This window comes from Gemmatimonadota bacterium (assembly GCA_026706845.1).
Taxonomy (GTDB): domain Bacteria; phylum Latescibacterota; class UBA2968; order UBA2968; family UBA2968; genus VXRD01.
The window spans coordinates 1-10,037 of record JAPOXY010000101.1 but is presented as its reverse complement, the minus strand read 5'-3'; the positions used below and the strand labels follow the sequence as shown (position 1 = coordinate 10,037).

The following is a 10,037-nucleotide window of genomic DNA, read 5'->3' as shown; positions in this document are numbered from 1 at the left end:
AGATGATCTCGCCGTAAAAAAACGAAATGAACAGAAATTAAAAAACCTGTTCGCAGAGTTGGAATTCAACACACTGGGCAAGCGGCTATTTGGAAATGATTTTAATATAGATCAGCAGCAGATCTCGCTCTTCGGCGATGAAACAGCGATGGCGGACGTATCAAAACACAACACCATTGCAGATGTCGAACACACATATCACCTCGTGGATACGCCGGAAAAACGCGCCGCATTGATCGAAAAATTGGCACAACAAAAGGCGTTTTGTTTTGATACAGAAACAACGGGGCTAAACCCGAGAACATGTGAAATGCTCGGCCTCGCCTTTTCATTTCAACCGCACACGGGATATTACGTCCCAATACCAGAAGACCCGGATGAAAATAAGGCAGTATTGGAAGAATTCCGCGGAATTTTGGAAAATCCAAACACCGAGAAAATCGGACACAATCTCAAATTTGATCTCTCCGTATTATTGTGGCAAGGCATCAGGGTTCAGGGACCGGTTTTTGATACCATGCTCGCCGCTTATGTAACCGCACCCGAAATGCGTCGCGGCATGGATTCTCTATCGCTGGCATTACTGGGATATGAACCCATTAAAATTGAGTCTTTAATCGGCGAAAAAGAAAAGGGCAAAAAACAAAAAACCCTGCGCGAAGTCCCCCTGGACAACGTAGCAGAATACGCAGCCGAAGATGCTGACATCACCTTGCAACTGTCCGAAGCTCTGCGCCCCAAAATCAAAGAAATGGGACAAACGCGCGTATTTGAAGACATAGAATGCCCGCTGGTATCTGTACTGGCGCAAATGGAATACGAAGGCATTCGCATGGAAGCATCTGTAATCGAAATACTTTCGGAAGACCTGCAGGATGAATTAGTCGCCATCCAAAAGCGCATTTACGACCTGGCTGGTGAAACATTTAACTTAAACTCACCCAAACAATTGGGCGATATCCTCTTTGAAAAATTAAAACTCGATCCCAATGCGCGGCGCACAGCCAAGACAAAGCAATATCAGACAAGCGAAGCAATTTTGCAGAGGTTGGCTTATAAACACGAAATAGTAGAACAAATTTTGGAATATCGAACATATTCAAAATTGAAATCCACCTATCTGGATATGTTGCCGGGCGCGGTATTTAAGGGTACCGGGCACATCCACACGCACTACGAGCAGGCCGTCACGGCCACCGGACGGTTGCAATCGCACGGACCAAATCTGCAAAATATTCCCATTCGCACGGAAAAGGGGCGCGAAATTCGCAAAGCCTTTGTACCTCGCAATGAAAATTACACGCTCTTGTCAGCAGACTATTCGCAGATAGAATTGCGCGTAGCGGCTGAACTCAGTCGCGATGAAGAGATGCACAGGGCCTTTCGAGAAGGACTGGATATCCATGCGGCAACCGCAATGAAAATTTACGGATTGGACGAACGCGATGTAACCGACGACATGCGTCGGCAGGCAAAAACCGTAAACTTTGGCATTATTTATGGAATCTCGGCCTTTGGCCTGGCGCAACGCCTGAATATTCCGCGCTTTGAAGCCGGTAATTTAATTGAGCAATATTTTGAGCAATTTTCCGGCGCAAAAAAGTACATGGATGACACCATTGACTTTGCCAGAGAACACGGGTACGTGGAAACCATGACCGGACGCAGGCGATATTTGCGGGATATCCACTCGCGCAATGCCACCACGCGCAAAAGTGCCGAGCGCAACGCAATCAACTCGCGGATTCAGGGTTCAGCTGCCGACATGATTAAAATTGCGATGCGCCGCGTCCAGGATGCCCTGTTTGAACGGGACTTAAAAACGCGCATGCTGCTACAAGTACACGACGAACTCGTCTTTGACATGCACAAAGACGAAGTCGATATCGCGATGCCCCTAATCGAAGACGCGATGAAAAATGCCCTGCCAATGTCCGTGCCAATTGTGGTTGAAATGGGCATGGGAAATACCTGGCTGGAAGCCCATTGAAAAATGGAAATCACATGTTCAACTGGCTCAAAAAACTATTCGCCCCTCCTGTCGAACACCTGCCGCAACTCGAAATGTTTCGCGACCACCTCAATAACCTGCCCGAAATTCAGCAAATTACCGGTTATGCCACACGCACCTATCGTTCGGGTGACGAAGCCGCCTGGTGTCGCATCATGGAAGGCAATGTGGGCAGCAACTGGACGACGGAGAAATGCCGAGCGCAATTGATCCGCGATCCCCGCTTCCGGGCAGAAAACCTCTTTTTCATCACCCACAACGACGCTCCCATAGCCAGCGCGTGTGCCTGGAAAACACCCGGCCAATCGCCGGAAACGGGTGAAGTTCACATGGTCGCCGCGCACGCAGACCACCGCGGCAAAGGACTCGGGCATTTGCTCAACGCCCTCGTCCTCCATCGCTTAAAAGATCTGGGCTATCAAAAAGCACATCTAAAAACCGATGACTGGCGCCTACCGGCCATCAAAACCTACCTCGACGCGGGCTTTCAGCCCCTCAACACCCACGAAAGCCATCCCGAACGCTGGGAAGCCATCTACACCCAGCTCAAAAAGAAAAAATAACCTCCTCATCCCATCAACGCATTATACCCCATCCCCATCACCTCCTTGACGTGTTCCAGCGTGCGTTGTCCTTCAATACGCGCCCTCGCACCGCCTAAATTCAAAATATCGCGCACCAAATCGGGCTGTTCTTCAAAACCCTTACGGCGTACCCGAAACGGCGTCATAAAATCATTCAGCACATCTGCCAACGCGCCTTTACACGTCGTACAGCCAATCGTCCCGCTGCGGCAGGCCCTTGCCACCTGCTCGGCATTCTCTTCATCAAACACCTCTCGATAGTGAAATGCCGAACACACATCGGGATTTCCCGGATCAGTTGCCCGCACCCGCCCCGGATCGGTAACCATATTCATCACCTTTGTCCGCATAGACGTTTCTCTATCCGACAAATCAATAGCATTGCCGTAGCTCTTCCCCATCTTACTCTGACCATCTGTGCCCTTCAAGCGCGTGCCATAAACGCCATCGGGAATGGGAAACACCTCGCCGTAAATCCGATTAAATCGCGCAGCCACTTCCTGCGCCAGTTCAATATGGGGTCTTTGATCTGGACCCACCGGCACATATCGCGGACGAAAAAGCAAAATATCCGCCGCCTGAGATACCGGGTACCCCACAAACCCGTAAGGCACCCGATTCCCCAACCCCATCTTACCCATCTCTTCCTTAACGGTTGGATTCCGCAACAAACGCGGCAACGTCACCAAATTGGAAAAAATCATGGTTAACTCTGCCAGTTGCGGCACCTGTGATTGCAAAAAACAAACGCTTTTTTTGGGATCAAATCCCGCCGCCAGATAATCCAGGACCATTTCTCTGACGTGATGCTCCAGATCCTCTGTCCGATCCCGATGCGTCGTCAGCGCCTGATAATCGGCAATCATAAAAAAACACTGAAACTCATCCTGCATCTCAAACCGATTCTTCAACGACCCGACATAATGTCCCAAATGCATTCTACCCGTCGGGCGATCTCCTGTTAAAACAATTGTGCGACTCATCTTTGTTCCTTTCTTTGAACGATTAAAAAACCATAATTTCCAAAAAAAAGCGCGCCACCTTCCGGTAGCGCGCGGTGCAAACAAACAAAGATCGCCAGATATCCGGTGGTGGACATACATCTCCCATTGCGCCTGTCCACCACCAGCGTCCGCCAATATTAAATAGCTCTGTCATCGCACTCAAAAACATCGCATACTTCCAATAAAAAACCGCCGTCAAAAAGCCGACGGCGGTCAATTCACAATTTTCAAATAAATACAATCCGTCAGCAAACCCACACAGCGGCACGCCACCAACCACGGACGGTTTCAGACACACGGGGAGCCAGCACCCTATCGGGCGTCGCATCAGTCAAAGTGTAATCGTACATAGTCATAACAAACTCCCGTGATATACCGCCGAAGAAAATAACGACTTCAACCCCCCAAGTCAAGCCGTTTGATTTTCTTTAACTCACGAACCGGAACGAGTACAGCTTTGCCGACCGCATCACGACGCGAAGCCGCAGCGGTCCTCGATCCGTGGGTATCCGGCGGCCGACCCCCTGCCACGACACGCCTGCTTTGATTGCGTTGGCGACAATCGTCTCGCACGTCTTCAGCGTGTAGCCTTCCACGGGGCGCCCCTCCTCGTCCTGCAGCTCGACCAGCAGCCAGCCGCCCCCGCCACAATCTACATTCAGCTCGAGCGCCTGACCGTCGAACGCCAGCGGAGGTGTCACAAACTCTCCGCCAGAGAGAGACACATCCGCCGAGACAAAACCATCTCGCCTCAGGATCGCCCGGAACAGCCCGGTATTCCAACCGTCGCGCACCTCATCATTATGCCGACTTCCCCTCCCCGAATAATAGATCCACATCTCGGTCTCGGTAAGCACGGGCCAGACATTGGCCATCACCATGCCACCCGATGGTCCTCCATCCAGCCCCCGGCGGATGAACGGCTCCCGATCTCCCTGACGCGACCATATGATCCCGTCACGGCTCGTAAGGAGCCGGACGTCCATCGTGGCCGGGAAATCGGACGCTTCCCAGTGGTAGTAAGCGGCGGGCATCATGAAGTACGCATCATCCGCCTCGGGATGCTTATAGACTGCGTTCGTGTAGTAATCGACCTGCGGCCTGTCCATTGACCGGGGAGGCAGAGGGGCTTCCAGGTCCAGCGCATCTCCCTCCAGAACGATCAGCGTGGGCTGCGACCAGGTCTTAAAGTCGGGCGACGTGATCCGGCCAACGGACCGGTACCGCTTTCCGAGCTTCATTTCCGCCGCCTCGTCCCGTCGCTGGGTCTCGTGCACCCGCGTATAGCCGACGTAGAGGTCCAGGCTGTCATCCCAGAAGAAGACATTCTGGGTGTCGCACATCTGGTTGGGCGGATTCGGCTGGCCCTCATCATACGTCCAATGGATCCCGTCCGGCGAATGCATGGCCCAAAGCCCCGGCTGAACACCGGCCTCGATCTCATCATCCCTGGGATAGTACTTCGACCAGAGCCGGTAGCGCGAATCGGCGGGCGCGCGTTCGTCTATATAAACCGTCGCGCCCTGCATGCTCTGACGCTCATCCAGCGGGGCGACGATGTTGTTGGCAGTGCTGCCCTGGAACGTTACGAGGTGCATCTCCGGCTTCTGCCAGAAAACCCCGTCTTCGGACTCCGCATAGCAGAGGCGGACCGCCCCTTCCTGCGGACCTCCCGATTTCATCTGTGCGCCGTACCAGAGCCGGAAGTGCCGCTCCCCTTCCCGGATCACTGTGTTGTACGCCCCAATCCCGAGCTTCTCCCACGGCTTGTCCGCCCGGAGCACTGGCTCGGGGGACTGCAAAGGCGGATTCATACGGAGATTGACACCAGAGACCCGATCAAAGAAACGCGCGTCGATGAAAAGCTGTTTCCGGCTCCCGACATGAACTGTAGCAGCCATGAGATACTCCTTCCTATTGTCGATGCCACCATCGAAAAATTTGTCTGACCCTGATACTGTACATTCCTACTCACACGCAAGTGCGGCCAACAAAGCTTTGATATACCCGACTGAGTAGGCGAGCGCGTGGGTATTGCCAGCATGCCCATCCCCTTCGAGCGTCGGATAGTGGTCGGGATTCAGACAGCCGTCGTAACCCACCCGCTTCAACTCGCGCAGGATCTTGAACATGTTCATGTCCCCATCGTCGAGCAGGACCTCTTCGAACGCACCGGCAGTTGCAAAGCTCGCCCGTACATTTCGAAAGTGAACCTCGAAGAGACGTCCTTTTCGCCCGTAGTTGTGAATCTCGTCCAGGACGAGTGGAAGTCCTCCAGCCTCCGCGCGTGTCCCACAACAGTAAAGATAGCCGACACACGGGTTCGGAAAGGCATCGATCACTCGGTGAAATCCCAGCCCGCCGAAGAGCGCATCCTGCGTCGGAGGGTCGGAGGGATGCATCATCAGTCTGACGCCTGTGGCTTCCGCGACGGGCACGAGCCGTTCGTAAGCCGCACAGACGCGTCCCCACCGCTGCTCCCGCACTGCTATGGCCGGCGGCTCATCCCCCTCTGCGAGTGACAAACTGTCCCCTCGAGCCAGGTAACCACCGCGGTGCGATGCCCGATAGTGTCCAATCATCCAGGGATCTGTGGAATAGTCGAAGTGCACCCGTCCAAGAGGATAGCCTGCTTCGCCAAGGACCTGGACGGACTCGCACGCGACGTCGAGCTCCTCCTCAGCGCCATCCTCTTCGTCCATGAACCGCTTCGATAGACCGGGCAAACTGATGCGATTCACCTGCAGACCCCAGGAATGAACCCGTTTCTTTATTTTCAATGCCTCGTCCAGATTGAAAACGCCACGGTCATCGGTCGGCAATGGCAGGGCATCGACGCAATCGACGCCCAACTGGGTTAGCTGGCGCAACGTCGCATCGGAAGGGTCTTGACACCAGGCAGCTACTTTGATCATGGGAGACCTCCAGGGATGTACATCCGAGTGGAAAGAATCGTGGACTGAACGTGAGAAGCAAAGATTGTTTCGGCGAGGCAGAGAAGCGGGATGGCAGCAGCGCTACCCTCCTTCTGGATGGCGGCCGCCGAGCAATTGAAGCAGGCGATCGCTGGCAGACACCCGCGCATCTTCGGGAATGGGCACCCGGTTCATCCATCCAAACCGCCGGAACGCCCAGTCAACCGCGTACTGTGACTGCATCAGGTACCGCGTGCGATCAGACCTGTTCGGCGCCCCCCGGTGCCAGCACTGCGGATCCTGCACATAGATGTCTCCTGCCTTGCAGAAAACAGATACAGGACCTCGTCCTTCGAACTCCGGATTCTCCTGACTGTTCGGTGCCTTGCCCGAAAGGTGGCTTCCAGGGACGTACTGTGTGGGACCGTGTTCGATCCGCTCGATATCACTCAGCGCCATTTGCACGGTAATCCAGAGCACTGGCGGTCGAATTTCAGGATCGTGACGGGGCACGCTCTCCGGGACGGGAAAGTGGACCGCACCATCCACGTGCCACCTTTCGATCGCCACGCCGGACTGGTTTCTCAGCACGTTCTGTCCACAGAACCGGCAGTCGGGTCCGACAATCGCCTCAGCAAGGCTCAGGATCGGTTCCCGAAGAAGCATCTCCCTGAAAATTCCGTCCAGCGCGATCGTGTTTCGCAGGATAAATGGTTGATCCCCCTCGCCGTGCATTTGCACGTAGCGACGGTCATGTAAGCCGAGGTCTTCCTCTTCCGCAAGCAGAGGATCGTCGAGAAGCGCATCCGTTCGGTCTCGCAGCGCCTGCATTTCACCTGCTTCGAGCACGCCGGGGATATGCACGAAACCGTCCCTGTGGAAGCGGTCGATGATCTCCTGGGTGGTCTCTTCTCCGAAAGGCTCGCCGGATTGGATCGGACTCAACAATGGAATCCTCCTTGAGATGGTCCGGAAGAACGTTAGAACACCCCTCTAATGTATCATCAAAAAAATAGCGATTCCAAAAACTCACGTCAAGCCGTTTGATCTTCTTTTGCCTCTGCGCGCTCCCCATAAGACAACTCGCATGTCCCCGTATCGCACGCCACGCGACCAGAAAGGTGGCGATACCGCGCAATCAGCGCGTATCCCGCCCGAAAAACGAGATTCAAAATCGGTACGCGGTACAACCAGGCAAACAAATGGAAAGGCGGCAACCTGCGATAGATTTGATACACGGCATCCGCACCCACATAAATATCCTCTTTCCCCACCACCAGGCGCATACCCGTATTGAAATCCGACGACGCCAGCTTTGGAAAATGGGTTTCTATCCCCTGCGTCTGCCTGGGCAAATAATCAAACTGACTGCGTTTGTCTTTCTTTTTTATACGGCGAACACTCCAGATACAAAAACGACATTCGCCGTCATATACAACAATCGGTTTTTCCATCACGCCTCCGCGAAAAACCTAACTCCTCGGATAAAACACATCCACCAGAGTCTCCACATCATCCCATGCGCACAAAAATCGCTCTTCAAATCCGCGATGGATATTGTGCTCGACCTCTGTCTCGTCGGGCAGCGGGAACACAATCGTCTCTCGATCGGCCTCAATTGACGCATTCACCGCCAGACTCATCTCCTGATCCAACCGACCCATCGCAGCACCGTAATCCGGCTCGCGATCTTCTCGAACAGCATTGGCGATACTCAACAACTCATCTGCCACGGCCACTTGCCCTTCACTCAGCGCATAGTTTGCAAATGGATTCTCCCACGCAATCGCACCACTGGGCAACTCATAGCGAATCTCGCGCAACACATTTACGCCATCTACCGTTTCCGTCACGCGCACGGGTTCATAAGCCACACCCTGTGCGCCGGTTTCCAATTCATCCTTTGGCACAACATACACATTGCCATCCACAATGCTACCCGCTGTCCCGTCAATCTCATCCATACCCGCTTGCTTGCGCCCGAGTGAACGCGCGTGAATCACATTGGAATACACCATCAGCGCGGCCACATCATTGTCAAATTCCAAAAAACTCAAACTCCATCTTTCCAACTCGTGATGCCGTTTCATGCGATCTATATGTGGAATCACGGGCGTTGTATGGCTCAACCCAATCACCTGCCTGGGATTGCCACCGGCCAACACGCGCAACAAGCTCATCCCGTGATACCCGCCCTCGTGACATATCCGATAGATCCGTCCAATTTCCCCAATAACATCCGACACGAGCACCTTCTTCTTTAACCGCTCAATCGGCGCGCGATAATAATTCTCGGCAACCTCCAGATAAACGCCCGCATCTCGCGCCGCTCGAATCATCATATCTGATGCCGGTCGGGTCATAGCAATAGGTGTCTCCACAACCTGATGCACACCTGCTTGCGCCAAAAAACAGCAAATCGCATGGTGCGCCACGCCTGGCACCACCACATCGGCAACATCGATATCTTCATTATCGACCAGGTCGCGCACACTCGTATAAGCCCTTACCCCGTGTTCTGCTGCCAAACTCTGGGCTGTTTCCTCATCCTTATCGCAAATGGCGACAAAGTCAAAAACATCTGCCAGTTGCACAATCACGGGCAAATGCGCCCCTGCGCCGCGCCGTCCAGCACCCACAAGTGCAATTTTGAGACGGTCCATAACATCCCTCCAATAAAGTTTGTTTTCGCCATTCTGCTACCGGTCTAACATCAATCTACTTGCGGAATTTTTATCTTAACCTATCTTGGCGATAATTCAAACAATAATCAACACAAAAGAGGAGCAGGTCATGTCGCAAAACAAAACCATCGGGGGTGGGGGCTTTCACCACGTTGCAATTCGCGCCCACGACTTTGAAGCATCCGTAAAATTTTATACCAAAGCGATGGGATTTGAAAAAAAAATCTCTTGGGGTGAAGGCAAAAGACGCGCCATCATGCTCGACACTGGGGATGGAAATTACCTCGAAATTTTCGCCAATGGCACAGATGAACCCAAACCGGAAGGGTCCATCATCCACTTTGCACTGCGCACCAGCGATTGCGACGCTGCCATTGAACGCGCCAGAGCAGCCGGGGCCGAAGTCACCATAGAACCCAAAAGCCTCGAAATTCCCAGCGAACCCCACAAAACCCCTGTACGCATCGCCTTTTGCAAAGGTCCCGACGGCGAAATCATCGAATTTTTTCAAAACGAATTGACTTGATCGATTGTCTGAGGAACCTCGCTTTGTCCCCAAACGTCTTACACGGGACATCACAGCCATTTACATCTGCCGGGGAAAAGGAAAAATCATGAACAAAATTATACCTGTTTTGTGTCTGATATTCGCAATCGCCGCATGTGGTGACGACAATCCTGCCGATTCGGGCCAACCCGTCGTTAATCAAACATTTAATCTGTCGAGTGGATCAATTGAAGAGTTTCGCTTTACCGTTGACACCGACTTACAGCAAAACGCCATCCTCCAGGGCGAATTTAGCGTTGAAAACGGCAGCATTCAGATGGCTGTTATGGGC

The 10,037-nt window shown here is 53.3% G+C and carries 11 protein-coding genes; 4 read left to right on the top strand and 7 right to left on the bottom strand.

Going from position 1 to position 10,037, the window contains the following annotated elements; genetic code table 11:
• Both polA and OXG87_10390 read left to right on the top strand, forming a co-directional pair.
• Nucleotides 1–1,990, top strand: a 1,990-nt coding sequence (polA, locus tag OXG87_10395; protein ID MCY3869958.1) for a DNA polymerase I, incomplete at its 5' end; no start/stop codon positions are given.
• Nucleotides 1,991–2,004: 14 nt separating this feature from the next.
• Nucleotides 2,005–2,574, top strand: coding sequence for a GNAT family N-acetyltransferase (locus tag OXG87_10390; protein MCY3869957.1), 570 nt, complete (start codon nucleotides 2,005–2,007; stop codon nucleotides 2,572–2,574).
• A 5-nt stretch (nucleotides 2,575–2,579) separates the two neighbouring features.
• Here OXG87_10390 and trpS read toward each other — a convergent pair whose 3' ends face one another.
• The 7 genes from trpS to OXG87_10355 all read right to left on the bottom strand — a co-directional run bounded on the left by trpS (nucleotide 2,580) and on the right by OXG87_10355 (nucleotide 9,177).
• Complete coding sequence (trpS, locus tag OXG87_10385; GenBank protein ID MCY3869956.1) at nucleotides 2,580–3,578, bottom strand: tryptophan--tRNA ligase; 999 nt, start codon at nucleotides 3,576–3,578, stop codon at nucleotides 2,580–2,582.
• 22 nt (nucleotides 3,579–3,600) lie between these two features.
• Nucleotides 3,601–3,897 (bottom strand): hypothetical protein, encoded by a 297-nt coding sequence (locus OXG87_10380; protein ID MCY3869955.1) that lies wholly within the window; start codon nucleotides 3,895–3,897, stop codon nucleotides 3,601–3,603.
• Between the two features lie 130 nt (nucleotides 3,898–4,027).
• Nucleotides 4,028–5,500, bottom strand: coding sequence for a hypothetical protein (locus tag OXG87_10375; protein MCY3869954.1), 1,473 nt, complete (start codon nucleotides 5,498–5,500; stop codon nucleotides 4,028–4,030).
• 66 nt (nucleotides 5,501–5,566) lie between these two features.
• Nucleotides 5,567–6,514, bottom strand: a complete 948-nt coding sequence (locus OXG87_10370) for a mannonate dehydratase (GenBank protein MCY3869953.1) — start codon at nucleotides 6,512–6,514, stop codon at nucleotides 5,567–5,569.
• 102 nt (nucleotides 6,515–6,616) lie between these two features.
• Nucleotides 6,617–7,459, bottom strand: a complete 843-nt coding sequence (locus OXG87_10365; protein ID MCY3869952.1) for a phytanoyl-CoA dioxygenase family protein — start codon at nucleotides 7,457–7,459, stop codon at nucleotides 6,617–6,619.
• Between the two features lie 89 nt (nucleotides 7,460–7,548).
• Complete coding sequence (locus OXG87_10360) at nucleotides 7,549–7,968, bottom strand: DUF393 domain-containing protein (GenBank protein MCY3869951.1); 420 nt, start codon at nucleotides 7,966–7,968, stop codon at nucleotides 7,549–7,551.
• A gap of 18 nt (nucleotides 7,969–7,986) precedes the next feature.
• Complete coding sequence (locus tag OXG87_10355) at nucleotides 7,987–9,177, bottom strand: Gfo/Idh/MocA family oxidoreductase (GenBank protein ID MCY3869950.1); 1,191 nt, start codon at nucleotides 9,175–9,177, stop codon at nucleotides 7,987–7,989.
• A gap of 130 nt (nucleotides 9,178–9,307) precedes the next feature.
• On the opposite strand from OXG87_10355, the gene OXG87_10350 reads away from it, so the two are divergent.
• Nucleotides 9,308–9,724 (top strand): VOC family protein, encoded by a 417-nt coding sequence (locus tag OXG87_10350; protein ID MCY3869949.1) that lies wholly within the window; start codon nucleotides 9,308–9,310, stop codon nucleotides 9,722–9,724.
• A gap of 88 nt (nucleotides 9,725–9,812) precedes the next feature.
• Nucleotides 9,813–10,037: hypothetical protein (locus tag OXG87_10345; GenBank protein ID MCY3869948.1), on the top strand; the 225-nt coding region annotated here is incomplete at its 3' end.

Coding starts and splice junctions, on each gene's coding strand:
- OXG87_10390 (MCY3869957.1), top strand. CDS start 2,005: ATGTTCAACTGGCTCAAAAAACTATTCGCCCCTCCTGTCGAACACCTG.
- OXG87_10355 (MCY3869950.1), bottom strand. CDS start 9,177: ATGGACCGTCTCAAAATTGCACTTGTGGGTGCTGGACGGCGCGGCGCA.
- trpS (MCY3869956.1), bottom strand. CDS start 3,578: ATGAGTCGCACAATTGTTTTAACAGGAGATCGCCCGACGGGTAGAATG.
- OXG87_10360 (MCY3869951.1), bottom strand. CDS start 7,968: ATGGAAAAACCGATTGTTGTATATGACGGCGAATGTCGTTTTTGTATC.
- OXG87_10370 (MCY3869953.1), bottom strand. CDS start 6,514: ATGATCAAAGTAGCTGCCTGGTGTCAAGACCCTTCCGATGCGACGTTG.
- OXG87_10350 (MCY3869949.1), top strand. CDS start 9,308: ATGTCGCAAAACAAAACCATCGGGGGTGGGGGCTTTCACCACGTTGCA.
- OXG87_10375 (MCY3869954.1), bottom strand. CDS start 5,500: ATGGCTGCTACAGTTCATGTCGGGAGCCGGAAACAGCTTTTCATCGAC.